Annotated in this window: 12 protein-coding genes; 7 read left to right on the forward strand and 5 right to left on the reverse strand. The window is 51.8% G+C overall.

Annotation, left to right across the window (positions count from 1 at the left end; translation table 11 throughout):
- Nucleotides 1-2 precede the first annotated feature (2 nt).
- From ABID13_RS17190 to ABID13_RS17205, 4 genes are read left to right on the forward strand one after another with little or no spacing between them, the layout of a single operon-like run.
- Nucleotides 3-560: an ATP-binding protein gene (locus ABID13_RS17190; RefSeq protein ID WP_007862864.1), complete on the forward strand. Its 558-nt coding sequence runs from the start codon at nucleotides 3-5 to the stop codon at nucleotides 558-560.
- Nucleotides 561-614: 54 nt separating this feature from the next.
- Complete coding sequence (locus ABID13_RS17195) at nucleotides 615-992, forward strand: (2Fe-2S) ferredoxin domain-containing protein (protein WP_007862865.1); 378 nt, start codon at nucleotides 615-617, stop codon at nucleotides 990-992.
- Nucleotides 993-1,009: 17 nt separating this feature from the next.
- Entirely contained in the window at nucleotides 1,010-2,800 is a 1,791-nt protein-coding gene (gene nuoF, locus ABID13_RS17200) for an NADH-quinone oxidoreductase subunit NuoF (protein ID WP_048929433.1), read from the forward strand.
- An 18-nt stretch (nucleotides 2,801-2,818) separates the two neighbouring features.
- Nucleotides 2,819-4,609 (forward strand): NADH-dependent [FeFe] hydrogenase, group A6, encoded by a 1,791-nt coding sequence (locus tag ABID13_RS17205; protein WP_007862869.1) that lies wholly within the window; start codon nucleotides 2,819-2,821, stop codon nucleotides 4,607-4,609.
- Nucleotides 4,610-4,716: 107 nt separating this feature from the next.
- On the opposite strand, the gene ABID13_RS17210 is transcribed toward ABID13_RS17205, so the two are convergent.
- Genes ABID13_RS17210 through ABID13_RS17220 form a run of 3 tightly spaced genes read right to left on the reverse strand, consistent with a single transcriptional unit; the run spans nucleotide 4,717 to nucleotide 10,164 of the window.
- The gene (locus ABID13_RS17210) at nucleotides 4,717-6,513 is read right to left on the reverse strand and encodes an NADH-dependent [FeFe] hydrogenase, group A6 (RefSeq protein WP_007862872.1); all 1,797 of its coding nucleotides are present in this window, start codon (nucleotides 6,511-6,513) and stop codon (nucleotides 4,717-4,719) included.
- 40 nt (nucleotides 6,514-6,553) lie between these two features.
- Nucleotides 6,554-9,649, reverse strand: coding sequence for an NADH-ubiquinone oxidoreductase-F iron-sulfur binding region domain-containing protein (locus tag ABID13_RS17215; RefSeq protein ID WP_048929434.1), 3,096 nt, complete (start codon nucleotides 9,647-9,649; stop codon nucleotides 6,554-6,556).
- On the reverse strand, nucleotides 9,649-10,164 hold the full coding sequence (locus ABID13_RS17220) for an NADH-quinone oxidoreductase subunit NuoE family protein (RefSeq protein ID WP_007862874.1): 516 nt from the start codon (nucleotides 10,162-10,164) through the stop codon (nucleotides 9,649-9,651). Before ABID13_RS17220 ends, ABID13_RS17215 begins: the two co-directional genes overlap by 1 nt.
- 743 nt (nucleotides 10,165-10,907) lie before the next feature.
- Between ABID13_RS17220 and ABID13_RS17225 the strand changes: the two genes are divergently transcribed.
- Nucleotides 10,908-12,485: an SPFH domain-containing protein gene (locus tag ABID13_RS17225; RefSeq protein ID WP_048929435.1), complete on the forward strand. Its 1,578-nt coding sequence runs from the start codon at nucleotides 10,908-10,910 to the stop codon at nucleotides 12,483-12,485.
- A 114-nt stretch (nucleotides 12,486-12,599) separates the two neighbouring features.
- Here the strand turns inward: ABID13_RS17225 and ABID13_RS17230 are convergent, their stop codons facing one another.
- Both ABID13_RS17230 and ABID13_RS17235 read right to left on the reverse strand, forming a co-directional pair.
- Complete coding sequence (locus ABID13_RS17230) at nucleotides 12,600-15,374, reverse strand: sensor histidine kinase (RefSeq protein ID WP_048929436.1); 2,775 nt, start codon at nucleotides 15,372-15,374, stop codon at nucleotides 12,600-12,602.
- Complete coding sequence (locus ABID13_RS17235) at nucleotides 15,346-16,056, reverse strand: response regulator transcription factor (RefSeq protein ID WP_007862877.1); 711 nt, start codon at nucleotides 16,054-16,056, stop codon at nucleotides 15,346-15,348. The genes ABID13_RS17230 and ABID13_RS17235 overlap by 29 nt, the downstream gene beginning before the upstream one ends.
- Nucleotides 16,057-16,370: 314 nt before the next feature.
- On the opposite strand from ABID13_RS17235, the gene ABID13_RS17240 reads away from it, so the two are divergent.
- Together ABID13_RS17240 and ABID13_RS17245 are read left to right on the forward strand one after the other, a co-directional pair.
- A complete protein-coding gene (locus ABID13_RS17240) occupies nucleotides 16,371-17,144 on the forward strand; it encodes an SDR family oxidoreductase (protein WP_007862878.1) in 774 nt (257 codons plus the stop codon).
- A gap of 23 nt (nucleotides 17,145-17,167) precedes the next feature.
- Nucleotides 17,168-17,506: a nuclear transport factor 2-like protein gene (locus tag ABID13_RS17245; protein ID WP_007862880.1), complete on the forward strand. Its 339-nt coding sequence runs from the start codon at nucleotides 17,168-17,170 to the stop codon at nucleotides 17,504-17,506.
- Nucleotides 17,507-17,524: the final 18 nt, after the last annotated feature.

Consider the following 17,524-nt stretch of genomic DNA (forward strand, 5'->3'; position numbering starts at 1 on the left):
CTATGATGACAGAGATTTCCCTGAATGTACTGGATGTATCGGAGAATTCCACACGGGCAGGCGCCTCTCTGGTTTCCATTTCCGTGACAGCTGACACGGTCCATGACAAGCTGACCATTGTCATAGCGGATGACGGCTGCGGGATGACGGCTGAACAGGTTGCCCATGTAACGGATCCTTTCTTTACCACCAGGACCACAAGAAAAGTAGGACTTGGGATTCCATTTTTCAAATATGCCGCGGAAAGTACTGGCGGCAGCTTCCATATTGAATCGGAACCAGGTAAGGGAACCACCGTGACAGCAGTCTTCGGACTGTCCCACATTGACAGGATGCCCCTTGGCGACATGAACGCCACTATACACAATCTGATCGTGTATCATCCTGACACGGACTTCGTCTATACATACGCGTATAATGATGCATCATTCACACTGGATACCCGGGAAATGCGGGAGATTCTTGGCGGGATCCCCTTAAACAGCCCGGAGATATCTGCTTACATAATGGAATTTCTGAGGGAGAATCAACAGGAAACGGACGGAGGCGCCCAGCTTTAAGCCGGACACCCGTTCATAACAAGGTAAGTGCTCAAAATCAAGGAGGATAATCGCATGAAAACTCTTGCTGAATTACAGGCAATCAGAGAGAAAATGCAGAGCCAGGTTAACCTGCGTGCTGAGGATCACAGCCATACACGTGTGGTAGTAGGCATGGCTACCTGCGGTATCGCAGCAGGCGCAAGACCGGTTCTGAATACACTGGCACAGGAAGTTCAGTCCAGAGGACTGACTAATAAGATTTCCGTCACACAGACAGGCTGTATCGGCTTATGCCAGTATGAGCCCATCGTGGAAGTGATGGAGCCAGGCAAAGAAAAAGTTACATATGTTAAAATGAACCCTGACAAGGCCCTTGAGGTGATGGAGCGCCACTTAATCGGTGGACATCCGGTTGAGAAGTACACCATGGGCGCTGCAGGTCTTAAATAATAAAGGAGGAAAGTACCATGTATCGTTCACACGTGTTAGTCTGCGGTGGTACCGGCTGTACTTCCTCTGGAAGTCCAAAGATCATGGAAGCCCTGCAGAATGAAATTAAAAAACAGGGACTGGAGGAAGAAGTGGCAGTGGTTGAAACAGGTTGCCACGGTCTTTGCGCCTTAGGTCCCATTATGATCGTATATCCGGATGCCACCTTCTATTCCATGGTCCAGCCGGAAGACATTCCCGAGATCGTTGCCGAGCACCTGTTAAAGGGCCGTGTGGTAACACACCTCCTTTACCAGGAGACCATCAGCCCAAGCGGCGGCATCAAGGCTTTAAGCGACACTGATTTCTATAAGAAACAGCACCGTATTGCCCTGCGCAACTGTGGTGTTATCAACCCTGAGAATATCGAGGAGTACATCGGCACCGGCGGATACCAGGCCCTTGGCAAGGTTTTAACAGAGATGACCCCGGATGATGTGATCCAGACCCTGCTTGACGCAGGTCTTCGCGGCCGCGGCGGCGCAGGCTTCCCCACAGGATTAAAGTGGAAACTGTGTAAGCAGAATGATGCGGACCAGAAGTATGTCTGTTGTAACGCGGACGAGGGCGATCCAGGCGCATTCATGGACCGTTCCGTTCTGGAAGGCGATCCCCATGCACTGCTTGAGGCCATGGCCATTGCAGGCTATGCCATCGGATCCAACCAGGGTTATGTCTATGTGCGTGCCGAGTACCCCATCGCCGTGGAGCGTTTGAAGATTGCCATCAACCAGGCCCGTGAGATGGAACTCCTTGGCAAGAACATTTTCGGAACCGGATTTGATTTTGATGTGGACATCCGTCTGGGCGCAGGAGCATTTGTCTGCGGCGAGGAAACCGCTCTTATGACCTCCATCGAGGGCAAGCGCGGCGAACCAAGGCCAAGACCTCCCTTCCCTGCACAGAAGGGTCTGTTCGGCAAGCCAAGTATCTTAAACAACGTTGAGACTTACGCAAACATTCCTCAGATCATCCTCAATGGACCTGAGTGGTTTGCTTCCATGGGCACCGAGAAATCAAAAGGCACCAAAGTATTTGCCCTGGGCGGCAAGATCAACAACACCGGTCTTGTGGAAGTTCCCATGGGAACCACACTGCGCACCGTTATTGACGAGATCGGCGGCGGCATTCCAAACGGCAAGAAGTTCAAGGCAGCACAGACCGGCGGACCTTCCGGCGGATGTATCCCTGCTGAGCACTTCGATATCCCTATTGACTATGATAACCTGCTCTCCATCGGCTCCATGATGGGTTCCGGCGGACTCATTGTCATGGATGAGGATGACTGTATGGTGGATATCGCCAAGTTCTTCCTGGAATTTACCGTGGAAGAATCCTGCGGCAAGTGTACTGCCTGCCGTATCGGCACCAAACGTATGCTGGAGATTCTGGAAAAGATCACCAAGGGAACAGCCGAGATGGCCGACCTGGACAAACTGGAAGAACTCTGCCACTACGTAAAAGCCAACTCCCTGTGTGGTCTGGGCCAGACCGCTCCCAACCCTGTACTGTCCACCCTTCATTTCTTCCGTGACGAGTACGAGGCACATATCAAGGAAAAACGCTGTCCGGCCGGAGTATGTAAGGCTCTTCTGTCTTATGTCATTGACCGCGACAAGTGCCGTGGATGTACCCTGTGCGCACGTACCTGTCCTGCAGGTGCAATTGTCGGAAGCGTTAAGAATCCGCACGTCATTGACCTTAACAAGTGTATCAAGTGCGGCGCTTGTATGGAGAAATGTAAGTTCGGCGCAATCTACAAGAAATAATAAGGGAGGGAATAGACGATGGAGACAATTAATCTTAAAATCAACGGCATTGCAGTCACCGCTCCCAAGGGTACCACTATCCTGGAGGCAGCAAGACTGGCACATATCGAGATCCCTACTCTGTGTTTCTTAAAAGAGATCAACGAAATCGGTGCCTGCCGTATCTGTATTGTAGAATTAAAGAATGGAAAACTGGTAACTTCCTGTGTGTATCCAATTGAGGAAGGCATGGAAGTATTCACCAATACACCAAAGGTTCTGGATTCCAGAAAGAAGACACTTCAGCTTCTGTTATCCAACCACAACCGCTCCTGTTTATCCTGTGTCCGCAGCGGACACTGCGAGCTTCAGGAACTGGCTCATGAGCTGGGCGTTGAGGACGAGGCTTATTATGACGGGGAAAAGACGCCGTCTGAGATCGACTACTCCGCTGCCCACATGATCCGCGACAACAGCAAATGTATCCTGTGCCGCCGCTGTGTGGCTGTATGTGATAACATACAGGGTATTGGCGTGATCGGCGCTAACCATCGCGGGTTTGCAACTGATATCGGCTCCGCCTTTGAGATGGGTCTGGGAGAAACCTCCTGTGTATCCTGCGGACAGTGTATTGCCGTATGTCCTACCGGAGCTCTGACTGAGAAAGATTACACCGGTGACGTATTTGCAGCTATTGCAGATCCCGCCAAACATGTCATTGTGCAGACAGCTCCTGCCGTGCGTGCGGGACTGGGCGAGGAATTCGGACTGCCCATCGGCACGGACGTGGAGGGCAAGATGGCAGCTGCACTGCGCCGTCTTGGCTTTGACAAGGTATTTGACACCAACTTCTCCGCTGACCTGACCATCATGGAAGAGGCCCATGAATTCCTGGACCGCGTACAGAACGGCGGCGTGCTTCCTCTTATTACCTCCTGTTCACCGGGCTGGGTTAAATACTGTGAGCACTACTTCCCGGATATGACCGAGAACCTTTCTTCCTGCAAGTCTCCTCAGCAGATGTTTGGCGCCATTGCCAAATCCTACTATGCTGAGAAGGCAGGCATTGACCCCAAGAATATCGTAAGTGTCAGTGTAATGCCATGTACTGCCAAGAAGTTTGAGATCGGCCGTGACGACCAGGATGCCAACGGCGTACCGGATGTGGACATTTCCATTACCACCAGGGAGCTGGCGCGCATGATCAAGAAGTCCGGCATCAGGTTCTTAGACCTTCCGGACGAGAAGTTTGACGACCCATTGGGCCTTGGCACCGGCGCTGCCGTTATCTTTGGCGCAACCGGCGGCGTTATGGAGGCGGCACTGAGAACCGCTGTGGAAACACTGACCGGCGAAGAACTGCCCAAACTGGATTTCGAGGAAGTCCGCGGTACAAAGGGAATCAAGGAAGCTACCTACAACGTAGCCGGTATGGATGTAAAGGTTGCCGTGGCCTCCGGCCTTGGCAATGCAAAAGAACTGCTTGAAAAGGTGAAATCCGGCGAAGCCGATTATCACTTTATTGAGATCATGGGATGCCCCGGCGGCTGTGTCAACGGCGGCGGACAGCCCCAGCAGCCGGGATATGTGCGCAACACCACTGATATCCGCGGCCTGCGCGCAAAGGTTCTCTACAATATTGATTCTGCTAACCCAATCCGTAAGTCCCATGAGAATCCTGCCATTAAGGAACTCTACTCAACTTACCTGGGCGAGCCTGGAAGCGAGAGGGCCCATCACCTGCTCCACACCACTTATGTAAAGAGGACCATCAATAAAAAGATCGTCAATGAAAAGCCCAATATTGCCATTGAGGTTGGGGATTACTAAGGTTTTTTGCAAGCATTTTTATATACAAAACAGCGGACTGCAGGCTTGCCCCTGCATCCGCTGTTTTGCTTTGTCTTCTATTTTATCCTCTATTCTATGTCCTCTGTTTATTTGACCAGCTGGTTATATTTCCCTCGCCTCACATAGTGGGTGTGGAGCAGATGGTGGGACAAATGCCCGTTGGGCTCTCCCAGGTACTCGTTATAGAGCTTCATCAGATCCGGGTTCTCATGGGATTTGCGCAGCACCTTGCGTTCATCCTCGCTGTAAAGGGCCTTTGAACGCTTTTCACGGTAATTTTCCTCCGTACAGCGCGGCTGTCCTCCGCCGTTGATACATCCTCCCGGGCATCCCATGACTTCGATAAAGTGATAGGGCGAAGTACCTGCCGCCACTTCCTCCATAAGCTTGGAAGCTCCCTCCAGACCGCTGGTCACAGCCACATTTACCGTTACCCCGTTCAGGTGCCCATAGACGGGAAGAGGTTCTTCTATGGTAATGGATGCTGTTTTTACCTGGTCCAGACCTACAATAGGTGTCACATGCAGCTTTTCAAAGGGCAGTTCCCTGCCTGTCACCACTTCATATACGGTGCGCAGCGCTGCCTCCATAACGCCGCCGGTCACACCGAAAATGTCGGCGGCTCCTGTTCCCAGCCCCAGTGGGGAATCAAACTCACCTTCCGGCAGATTCACAAAATCCAATCCCGCCTTTTTGATCATCCTGGCCAGTTCCCTGGTGGTCAGGACCGCATCCACATCACGGCGTCCGTCCACTTCCATCTCCGGGCGCTGGATCTCATATTTTTTTGCCGTACAGGGCATCACGGATACAACGAACATGTCCTTGGGATCCGTGCCGGTGCGCTCTGCATAAAATGACTTTACAACCGCTCCCAGCATGGTGTGGGGACTCTTACAGGTAGACAGGTGGTCCAGCTCCTCCGGGAACTGGTGTTCAATGTGTTTGATCCAGCCCGGGGAACAGCTGGTGATCATGGGAAGGGCAGTTGGCCCCTCCTTGTTGTCATCCCCCTTCAGCACTGCGTTAAGGCGTCCCAGCAGCTCCGTTCCCTCCTCCAGGATGGTCAGGTCAGCTGAAAACAAAGTGTCGAACACGTCATCAAATCCGATCTCATGGAGAGCCGTGGCCATTTTACCGGTGACAGGTGTTCCCACAGGAAGGCCGAACTCCTCTCCCAGGGCAGCACGCACAGCCGGGGCCACCTGGACCACCACGCGCTTGCCGGGATCAGCAAGCGCCCGCCATACCGGGGTAAGGCCGTCCGTTTCCTTCAGCGCTCCCGTGGGACAGACCACCGTACACTGGCCGCACATGGCACAGGCCGTGGAATTGAGAGGAAGGCCCATAGCCGGGCTGACCACTGTGTCAAATCCCCTGTTCTGCGCCTGGATCGCTCCCACCTTCTGGATCTCCTTACAGACAGTCACACAGCGGCGGCACAGGATACATTTGCTGGTATCCCTTGTGATGGACGGGGAAATGTCCACCAGGGGTTTTGTCATTGCCCCCTCAAAACGGCTCTCTGTCACTCCCAGCTCATATCCCAGGTCCTGAAGTTCACAGTTGGTATTGCGCCCGCAGTTTAGGCAGTCCTTGGGATGGTTGGAGAGAAGCAGTTCATAGAGCACCTTTCTGGCCTCCAGCACTTTAGGCGAATGGGTCCTGATAACCATCCCCTCCCGCACCTTTGCCATACAGGATGCCTGCAGGTTCCTCATGCCTTCCACTTCCACCACGCAGATACGGCAGGAACCGTACTGGTGAACGTTCTTCATATGGCAGAGACTGGGAACCTTGATACCCACGGACTCTGCTGCTTCCATAATGGTAGAGCCCTCCGCTGCCTCCACCGGTTTTCCGTTGATTGTTATATGTATCATACGATTATCTCCTCCTTGTTACGATCAGTTGGCATCCCGTCTATCTGCGGTCACAGTGCAGACATCTCAGCGCCTCGCCCATGGCATCCAGTTTATGGAACCCGCAGTTTACTTCCATGAAGTTGTCTTTTCTCTCCTCCGGAGACAGGCATCTGGTCTGGAACCGGTTATGAGGTTCATTTACTTCTATATCGATCTCGGGAATGGTAAACCGCTCACCCTGATTCAGTTCGCCCTGTCCGCCCAGGTACTGGTCGATCTTCACAGCCGCCTTTTTACCGTCCGCAATGGCTTGGATCACCACATTGGCTCCCCAGGGGCTCACATCGCCTCCTGCAAATACGCCTTTCTCGCCGGTCGCTCCGGTGAAACGGTCAATGGCCAGCTTTCCGTTCTTCTTCACTTCCACATTGGTGGTCCTGTATGCCTGATGGTCCACATCCTGGTTAATGGCCGTCACCACGCCATCGCACTCCAGGAAGAAATCAGAATCCGGGATATGCGCCGTGCGTCTGCGTCCGTCACTGCCGTAATCCGTCTCCTTTCTGCGTACCAGGTGAATACCGGTCACCTTTTTGTCCGCTCCCAGGAATTCCACAGGAGATGCCATGGTGATGATCTTCACACCCTCTTCCCTGGCCTCCACGATCTCCTCCCCGCCTGCGGGCATTTCCTTCTCAGATCTGCGGTAGATAACGGTTACCTCTGATGCACCCAGACGGACCGCGGTCCTGGCCACATCCATGGCCGTGCTTCCGCCGCCGATCACCACCAGCTTATTAGGAACGCTCATATCCTGTTTCAGTCCGATCCGCTTAAGGAATCCAAGGCCGCTTTCCACGCCCTTTAAGTCCTCTCCCGGCACATCCAGCAGCCTGGAAACCTGGGTTCCTGCCGCGATATAGATTGCATCGGACTGCTTTTTCATATCTTCAAAGGAGATATCCGTACCAACCTTTGTGTTCAGGTGGATTTTCACACCGCTCATCTCAATGGCGCGGATCTCTTTCTGGAGCACTGCCTTGGGAAGTCGGTATTCAGGGATTCCCCAGTAGAGCACGCCTCCTGCCACGGATTCCGCCTCATATACATGGACCTCATGCCCCATATTAGCCAGAAAATATGCACAGGAGAGACCGGAAGGGCCTGCTCCGATAATGGATATGCGTAATCCGGTGGCGGGCCTTGGCTCAATCATAGGAATGGCATACTCATCCCGCAGGGCATAATCCCCGATAAACCGTTTCACGGAACAGATGGACAGCGCCTCATCTACCTGGGAACGGCGGCAGTGGTCCTCACATGGATGGGTACATACACGTCCGCACACTGCGGGGAAGGGGTTATCCTGGCGGATCAGGCGGTAAGCATCCTCGATCCTTCCGGCTGCCAGCATGGACATATAGCCGGGTATAAATACATTGGCAGGGCAGGCGTTGCGGCAGGGCGATGACTGAAGCTCCGCGCATACACCAGCGGTACAGTGTTTTTCGTAAATATGGGACTCATATTCACTTCGGAAATATTTAAGGGTGGAGAGCACCGGGTTGGGGGCTGTCTGGCCCAGGCCGCACATGGCCGTCTGCTTGATGGTTTCTGCCAGTTCCTCCAAAAGCTCCAGGTCTCCCGGTTCTCCCTTGCCCTCTGTAATGCGCTCCAGGATCTCCAGCATCCGCCTGGTGCCATTACGGCAGGGGAGGCATTTTCCGCAGGACTCGTCACAGATAAAGTCCATAAAATACCTGGCCGTATCCACCATACAGGTGTCCTCATTCATGACGATCAGTCCGCCGGAACCCATGATGGCCCCTAATTTGGACAGGGATTCATAGTCCACTGAGGTATTCAGGTGTTCTTTGGTCAGGCATCCTCCGGAAGGCCCGCCGGACTGGATGGCCTTAAACTTCTTGCCGCCAATGATCCCGCCGCCGATCTTATAAATAATGTCACCCAGCACGGTTCCCATGGGAACCTCGATAATACCCGCATTGACAATATCTCCTGCCAGGGCAAACACCTTTGTACCAGCGCTTTTCTCAGTGCCGATCCCATGGTACCACCCGGAACCGTTGAGGATAATGGGGGCCACATTGGCCAGCGTCTCCACGTTATTGATGATGGTGGGACTTTCAAACAGACCCTTTTCAAAGGGGAAGGGCGGTTTCTGCCTGGGCTCGCCTCTCCTGCCCTCGATGGATGCCAGGAGAGAAGTCTCCTCGCCGCAGACAAACGCTCCTGCACCGATACGGATCTCCAGGTCAAAGGAGAAATCGCTGCCAAATATATGCTCACCCAGAATTCCGGCTTTCCTGGCCTGGTCAATGGCATTGCCAAGGCGTTCCACCGCGATCGGGTACTCGGCACGGACATATACATATCCTTTGGAGGCCCCGATGGCGTATCCGCCCAGCATCATGCCTTCAATAATGCTGTGGGGATCTCCTTCCAGAATACTTCTGTCCATAAATGCTCCGGGATCGCCCTCGTCCGCATTACAGACCATGAATTTCCGGCCGTCCTCAGAAACAGCCTTAAGCCCTGCTTCCCACTTTACACCGGTTGGGAAACCAGCTCCTCCTCTGCCCCGAAGCCCCGAGGCCTTCATCTCATCCACCACTTCCTGGGGTGTCATGCCGGACAGCGCCTTGGCCATTGCAGCATATCCATCTCTGGATATGTATGCTTCCAGGGAAGCATATTCCATATGACCGCAGTTTCTCAGGGCGATGCGCACCTGGCCCTGGAAAAACTCTATATCCTCCATCTTTGGAACGTAGTTCCCCGATTCCTCGTCAAAATATGTAAATTCCTCACAGATCTCATCCTTCAGAAGATGCCTAGCAACCACCTGCTCTGCTTTTTCCGGATTCATCTTTGTATAGAAAATGCCTTCCGGTTCCACCAGGATCACAGGTCCCATGGCGCAAGTGCCCATACATCCGGTCACTGTCACCTTCACTTCATGGGACAGGTTATATGCATCCACCGCCTTGATCAGTGCATCCCTTACTTCCCCGCAGTTGGAGGAAATGCAGCCCGCGCCTCCGCATACCAGCACCTGGCGTTTGTAAGACAGCTGCTGCCTGAGATATTCTTCTTTTATTCTTAACAGATCTTCCTGCTTTCTCACTTCCATCACTGCTCTCCCTCCTCTTCATAGTAACGTTCCAGGATCTGCTCCAGTTTGTCGGGGTTTACCTGCTTGTAAACCTGGTCGTCAATGGACATGGCCGGTGCCAGACCACAGGCTCCGATACAGCGCGCCACCTCAAAGGTGAACTTCCTGTCGGCCGTTGTCTCTCCGATCTCCACATCCAGCAGATCCTTTATCCGTTCCACGATTTTTTTGCCGCCCCGCACGTAACAGGCGGTTCCCAGACAGACACGTATGGTGTGCTCTCCTCTGGGCTGTGTGGAGAAGAAAGAGTAGAATGTCACTACTCCCGATACCTCTGCCAGCGGAACGTCCAGCGCGTCCGCAATCACCTTCTGTACTTCCAAAGGCAGATACCCATAAATTCCCTGCGCCATATGAAGGACCTGGATCAGGCTTCCTTCCTTGCCCTTGTACTCTGCCGCCAATTCACCAATCCGTTTTAACAGCGCTTCCTCACTGTGGTCACAGCAGCATGTATGCGTGTTTTCACCCATAACTTTACCTCCTCACTTTTCCACGATCCATTTGACCGTGGACCTTCCTTAGCCCGCTTTTGTTTTCCATTTGTTTAAGCGTTGCGTTGCTGGCCTGGCAAACGGCTGCAGTCCGTTTGACGGCTCCCTCATCGCAGGTTCTCCCGATCATTGGGAGAGTGTATTGTGAAAAATTATACAAAGTTAAGGCGGGAGCAACCTTATGGGTTGCTCCCGCCAAAATGTCCCTGTATAATCATTTCTGACTTTTTAAAAATCTCTCGCTTGCGGTGTAGCAAACGAACATTGCCAATTACAACTCTCATATCGCACCTCAATCCAATGAACTAATATGTAAACAATTCAATCTCCCTTAAAAACTGGTGTCCGCGCCCGTCATGCCCCGTGGCATCTTATGCCGGAAAGTTCCGCCGGAACGCCCTGCACATCCGGGAGACGTATGAACGTTGGTATGTCCTATCATCCTGTCCTTTGTATTGTGCCTAAAAATTTTTGGTATATCAAAATAATTTTGTATATATTTTATGGTAACATATAAAATTGTACTTGTCAATATACAATCTTTTTTATAACAATCTTTTTCACCGTTCCAATTCTCCATTTTTACCCGATTTTTTTCAGTCTATTCTAAATTTTTCCTGTCGATTTCTGTCGAATTTCTGAATAATATTTGCACCATTTCCAACATATGGTACAATAGCTTTAACAAAATCTTTATACTTTTTTATCAGAAAGGAGTCCTTATGTTTGATTTAGATTTTATCATCACTGCTTTGGGCTTTATTGTCCCCATCATTCTTGTTATCCTCATTATTACCCAGGGGTACGTAAAAGCTCCGCCGGACCACGCCTATATCATATCCGGCCTTCGCAAACAGCCCCGCGTGCTCATCGGCCGGGCAGGTATCAAGATACCTTTTTTTGAGCAGATGGATAAACTGTATCTGGGGCAGATCACCGTGGATATCAAAACGGATGAGTATATCCCTACCAACGACTTCATCAATGTTATGGTGGATGCGGTTGCCAAAGTAAGGGTTGCGGATGATGGTGAACGTATGAAGCTGGCCATGAGGAACTTCCTCAACAAGGAGCCTGCCAAGATCGCATCGGACCTTCAGGACTCCCTTCAGGGCAATATGCGTGAGATCATCGGCACACTTACCCTGCGGGCCATTAACACGGACCGTGATTCCTTCTCAGACCAGGTAATGATCAAGGCCTCCAAGGACATGGAAAAGCTGGGAATTGATATCCTCTCCTGTAACATCCAGAATGTAACGGATGAGCACGGACTGATCCAGGACCTTGGTATGGACAACACTTCCAAGATCCGTAAGGACGCATCCATTGCAAAAGCCGAAGCGGAACGGGATATTGCCATTGCCCAGGCTGCGGCCGACAATGCAGCCAATGATGCCAGGGTGATCGCCGAGACGGAGATCGCCCAGAAGAACAATGAACTGGCCATCAAGAAAGCCGAACTTCAGAAAGCATCCGACACCAAGAAAGCGGAGGCGGACGCTGCTTACGAGATCCAGAAACAGGAACAGCAAAAAACGATCCAGACCGCCACGGTCAATGCACAGATTGCCAGGGCTGAGCGTGAGGCCGAACTGCGCAAGCAGGAGGTATTAGTCCAGCAGCAGGCGCTGGAGGCCGAGATCAACAAAAAGGCGGACGCTGACAGATATGCCATTGAGCAGGCTGCCGCGGCCGGACTGACCAAACGCCAGCGTGAGGCGGAGGCCAAGAAATACGAGCAGGAGCAGGAAGCACTGGCCAAAAAAGCCCAGGCCGATGCGGAACAGTATGAGCGCGAAAAGGATGCGGAAGCGCAAAAAGCCATTGCGGAAGCACAGAAGTATGCCATGGTCCAGGAGGCGGAAGGTATCCGGGCCAAGGGCGAAGCCGAGGCTACGGCCATCCGGGCCAAGGCATTGGCTGAGGCAGAAGGTATGGAGAAAAAGGCCGAGGCTTACCAGAAGTACAACAAGGCAGCCATGGCCGAGATGATGATCCAGGTGCTTCCTGAAATTGCAGGAAGAATTGCTGAACCCCTTTCACAGATCGACAAGATCACGATCATCGGAGGAGGCGGCAACGACTCTGAAAGCGGTGTTGGCTCCATCGCCGGTAATGTCCCCGTTGTTATGGCAAAGCTGTTTGAGTCCATGAAAGAGACCACGGGCGTGGATCTGGCTGAGATCATGAAAGCCGATACATATGATGCCAAAGTGACACGCAATGTAAATCTTACCGGCGCCCCTGACATAGTGATCGGCGCAAATGGGGAGGCAAGTCCCAATCAGTCTGTTTAATTCCTATTTTGTCTACATATTGAGATGGTGCAGCCAGATTTCCGGCTGCACCATCTTCTTAATATCATCTTCATAATATCATTTTTTTAATACTATTTTTATTTTTACATATCCTTATCTGGCATCTCGGGATTCCTCATCCTGGACCACGGTCCATTCTCCGGATATCACTTCAATGTCATCAGATGCCTCCCTGTCCGTAATTCTTCCATCTTCCCCGGACACAGGTGCTCCGCCTCCTCTGTTATCCAGATTCGGATACTGATCCGGATTTTGTTCCATTCCTCCTTCCGGTCCTTGTTCCGGTCCTCTTTCCGGTCCTCTTTCCGGTTCTCCTTCCGAATCCTTCTCCTGTCCTTTATCCGGTTCCTTATCTCGCTGCACCATTGCTTCCTTCCAGCGTATGATCACCCTGAACAGGTCATCCTCCACCTCGATCTTCATGGTGCCGCCCTGGATCTCCACAAAACTTCTGGCAATGGCAAGCCCCAGGCCGGAGCCCTCTGTGTTGCGGGATGAGTCGCCCCGCACAAACCGCTCGGTCAGCTCCTCCGGCGATACATTCAGCTCCTTGGCCGATATATTGCGCATGGAGATATTAACATACCCATCCGGTTCCCGGGCGACCAGAATGTATGCCCTGGTTCCCGGCAGTCCGTACTTCGCAATGTTGACCAAAAGGTTTTCAAATATACGGTATGTCTTCTGGCTGTCCAGGTACAGAACCACACGTTCCTCGGGCAGGTTAAACCTGAACTCAATCCCGCTGGCCTCCATCTTATCCGACAGTTCAAAGCGGACCTGCTTCAAAAGACTGATAATATCCACATTTTCCGGGTGCAGGGTTACGGTGCCGCTGCTGGCCTTGCTCACTTCAAACAGGTCTTCGATCAGCACCTTCAGACGCATGGACTTCTGGTCCAACACCTGGATATAGGACCTGCGCTCCTCCTCAGTGACATTTTCCTGTTTTAAAAGGTTTACATAAGTGATAATGGCAGTGAGGGGCGTCTTTAAGTCGTGAGATACATTGGTGATCAGCTCGGATTTGGTCCGCTCGCTTTTTACCTCCTGTGCAACTGCCTTTTTTAAGCCCTCCTGGATTCTGCAAAGCTGTTCCTTAAAGGGATTAAATATACCCAGGTCTTCCTTGATCTCCACATCCAGGTTGCCCTCTGCGATCTCATTGATCCCATTTAGCAGCGTCCTGTATTTCACCTGCATCTCTCCCCAGTATTTCCTCAAAAGGATAAACAGCACAATGGAATAGATTACCAGAGCACCGATCCCCCAGAACCACAGACAAGAGATCAGGGTCAAAATCACGAAGTTTCCGATCACCGCCTTGCCGATGATCTTAGTGGACCGGCTCTCCCAGTCCGTCTCATTGAACACATTCAGGGCATTGCAGGCCCAGCGCTTGATAAAGCGCAGGAATCTTCCAAGCCAGGTGCGCTCCTTAAAGTAGCGCCACAACCCCAGGGAAAAGACCGCCCTGTAGCATGTGATCCCCCAATAGAACAGGCCATAAGCGATTCCCCAGAATACAAGGTTGATCACCACCACCATCACATCCGCGGACCATGGCAGGAATTCGGCTCTCAAAAGCTCCTGCTTCAAGGTTCCGGTCACGGTTGCGGACATAAGAGTACCGGGAATGCTTCCCTCTCCCATGATGCAGAGCCATCCCATCCCGATCAGGCTGAGAGGTTCAAAGCTCAGGCGGCACAGCGCGCTTTTGCCGATCTCCAGCTTCTTAACAGCCGGAAGGGCCAGGGCCATTACGGCCAGGATAAACATCATGCTGCCCACGACCGTATAGTATCCGCCTCCGTCAATGTATGATCTGCCATCAGTCTCCCAGTCATCTGCCAGACGCATGGCATTGTTAAATGTGTCAGGCACGCACCTGAACTGGATCTTAATATTCTTTGGACCGGAAAACCGCACATCGCTGTAGCGGTAGTCATCAGACAACCTTTGGGTCAGTGGATCGTAGAATTCAAAACGGTTCATTGCCTGAAGCAGTCTGGAGGCATCCTCATCCCCCCCTGCAAAGTCCACCACCTTAAGGCTTCCTGTTCCGGAAAACTCCACAGTGAATTTGAATTCCCTTGCCTGCTCGTTTAAAGGTGAGTCAAAGAACTGTTCCGGGCTGTTCACATTGCTCCTCTGGTACCGGTTGTTTTCATCCAGCACTGCGTAGAAAAGGGCTGAATTGTATTTCTGGAAATAGCGCTCCCAATCCCTGCCCACAGTGTCCATAAGTGTCTGGAGGCTTTGATAGTAGTCCAGATCATACTGGGAATCGTAATAATTGTAATCCGATACGATCCGGAGCTCTGTGTTATCCATGGAATCATCAAACACATCGGAGCTGAGATGTTCTGCCGTCACACCGTACTCACCGGCAGATACGTTACCGGCAGATACGTTACCTGTAGATACGTCACCGGCGCCGTCTTCACTGCCATCTGCTCCTGACGCGCCCGGGCCTGCCCCATCCACTTCATCGGAAGTGCCGGTACTGCTCCCGGCCTGGCTGTACGTAACGCCGCGGTCATCTGTAAAACCATACTCCTCAGCCCTGGCCCTGCGGATCTTTTCCTCCAGGCCGGGAAGGAATGCCTGGGAATAGGTGAGCACCCGGCCCTCCTCTTCCTGCTTTTGCTGATGCCATATCTCGTAGCTGAAATTCATGACCTGGGTAGCCAGGCCGCTGTAATCATAATTCTGTTCCATCAGACGTGTCATTCTGTCTGAACTGTATTCCCCGGCCTTTGCCTTCATGTACGGGTAAAGGCCTATGGTTGCGGCCGATGCCGCCGCCACCGCCAGTATAATAAGCCACACGCCTAACTTATGGCTGTTTTTCAATTTTGTATCCAACTCCCCACACCACCTTTACATATTTGGGCTCCCTGGGGTTTACCTCGATTTTTTCCCTCAGGTTACGGATGTGTACCATGACCGTATCCGTATTGATGGCCCTTTCATTCCAGACCCGCTCATATATCTCCTCAGCGGGAAATACACGGCCCGGGTTCTGTATTAACAGCAACAGGATCTTAAACTCAATGGGCGTCACCTTCACACAGCTTCCGTCCACCATAACCTCCACGGTCTCCTCATTGACCTCCAGTCCGCCCAGTCTGTGAATCTTAGGATTCTCAGCCTGTTTGGAATTCAGCCGGTCCATAAAACGGTGGTATCGCCTGAGCTGGGAATTTACCCTGGCCAGAAGTTCCATGGGAGTAAAGGGCTTTGTGATATAATCATCGGCGCCCATATTCAGTCCCAGTATCTTGTCAACTTCCTCTGATTTGGCAGACAGGAAAATAACCGGAAAATCATGTTTTTCCCTGAGCTTTGCGGTCATTGTGATCCCATCCATCCTGGGCATCATCACATCCACGATAGCCAGGTCGATCTCATTGTCCTCCAGCACCTTCAGCCCTTCTATTCCGTCTGCAGCCTGGAACACCACGTATCCCTGGCTTTTTAAAAATATCTCAACGCCTTCCCTTATCTCTTTGTCATCCTCTACCAGTAAAATCCGGTCCCCGCTCATGTCCATATCCTCCTTACGTATATTATCCTAGCAGTCAATTCAAAATATATCCGTCATAAAATTAAAAAGAATTTCTAAAGTCTTATTGTAGCATTCCTAAGGATATTCTTCAACCTCCCCCAGATCGGGCCGTACATCAGCAGGCATTTGGTTCATGGTCACAGGCTCTCTGTAAACACAATGGGATTTGTATGACATTGTTATTTTTTTAATTAAATTGACAAATACTTATGCGAATGATATGGTTTTATATATTAAATAATAATGATTACTGTTATTTATTTAGCAAAGAGTTTGTAAAGGAGGACATTTCATTGAGTACATATGTTATCACAGGCGGTACCACCGGTATCGGTGCAGCAACCCGCAAACTACTTCTGTCACAGGGTCATGAGGTATTCAACATTGATTTTAAGGGCGGCGATCATTTGGCTGACCTATCTTCCCCGGAAGGCCGCCAGAGCGCCGTTGACGAGGTATTTCGCCGTTATCCGGACGGGATCGATGTGCTGATCTGTAATGCAGGCGTAGGGCCTACGGCACCGCCCCAGACCATTTTTGCCCTGAACTTTTTTGCCAGCGTACGCATCGCAGAGGCCCTGAGGCCCCTGTTAAAGAAAAAACATGGAAACTGCGTGATCACTTCCTCCAACTCCATCACCAACATGACCGTGCGTATGGATTGGGTGGATATGCTTTCCAATGTCATGGATGAGGAACGGATTCTGGAGTTTGTGAAGGATATCCCCCGGACCCAGGCAGCTTCCTGCTACAGTTCATCCAAGCACGCCCTGGCCCGCTGGGTGCGCCGTGTATCCCCCTCATGGGCCGTGGACGGACTGCGCATCAACTCCGTTGCCCCCGGCAACACCACCACCCCCATGACCCAGAATATGACGGACGCCCAGATGGACGCCGCCCTACTCATCCCCATACCCACCCGATACGGCAGGAAGGAATTCCTGGATGCCGAGGAGATCGCCAACGGGATCGTTTTCCTGGCTTCCCCCATGGCCAGCGGGATCAACGGCGTGATTCTGTTTGTGGACGGCGGAATCGATGCCCTGCTGCGCTCGGAACGTTTTTAACATAAATCTAGGAGGATAATGATATGACGATATTAGAGCAATACATTGACTGCATGCAGAAGGGGGATGAGGCTGCCCTGGCCGATCTGTTTAACGAATACGGAGTACTTCACGACTCTTCCGTGATCAAGGCCGGTATGGACACCATCCACCTGGAGGGAAAGATGGCCGTGGAAATGATGTTCCACCACAAATTCGGATTTAACGGTGGACCCTTCCCCATTCACAGTGTAAAATATGCGGATGCCAATACCGTGTGGTATTTCATCACCTATCATGAGCACGTGGTGCCGGTGACCGCATTTCTCTCGGAAGTGGATGATGAGGGCAAGATCAAACGGCTCAACATCTACCCCTTGTAATAAGATCAGGGCGGCCCC

The organism is Enterocloster citroniae (genome assembly GCF_040545455.1).
GTDB lineage: Bacteria > Bacillota > Clostridia > Lachnospirales > Lachnospiraceae > Enterocloster > Enterocloster citroniae.

Excerpts from the sequence above, each read along its gene's own strand:
- ABID13_RS17215 (WP_048929434.1), bottom strand. The coding sequence starts at position 9,649 with ATGGAAGTGAGAAAGCAGGAAGATCTGTTAAGAATAAAAGAAGAATAT.
- ABID13_RS17220 (WP_007862874.1), bottom strand. The coding sequence starts at position 10,164 with ATGGGTGAAAACACGCATACATGCTGCTGTGACCACAGTGAGGAAGCG.
- ABID13_RS17195 (WP_007862865.1), top strand. The coding sequence starts at position 615 with ATGAAAACTCTTGCTGAATTACAGGCAATCAGAGAGAAAATGCAGAGC.
- ABID13_RS17225 (WP_048929435.1), top strand. The coding sequence starts at position 10,908 with ATGTTTGATTTAGATTTTATCATCACTGCTTTGGGCTTTATTGTCCCC.
- ABID13_RS17190 (WP_007862864.1), top strand. The coding sequence starts at position 3 with ATGATGACAGAGATTTCCCTGAATGTACTGGATGTATCGGAGAATTCC.
- ABID13_RS17245 (WP_007862880.1), top strand. The coding sequence starts at position 17,168 with ATGACGATATTAGAGCAATACATTGACTGCATGCAGAAGGGGGATGAG.
- ABID13_RS17210 (WP_007862872.1), bottom strand. The coding sequence starts at position 6,513 with ATGATACATATAACAATCAACGGAAAACCGGTGGAGGCAGCGGAGGGC.
- ABID13_RS17235 (WP_007862877.1), bottom strand. The coding sequence starts at position 16,056 with ATGAGCGGGGACCGGATTTTACTGGTAGAGGATGACAAAGAGATAAGG.
- ABID13_RS17205 (WP_007862869.1), top strand. The coding sequence starts at position 2,819 with ATGGAGACAATTAATCTTAAAATCAACGGCATTGCAGTCACCGCTCCC.
- nuoF (WP_048929433.1), top strand. The coding sequence starts at position 1,010 with ATGTATCGTTCACACGTGTTAGTCTGCGGTGGTACCGGCTGTACTTCC.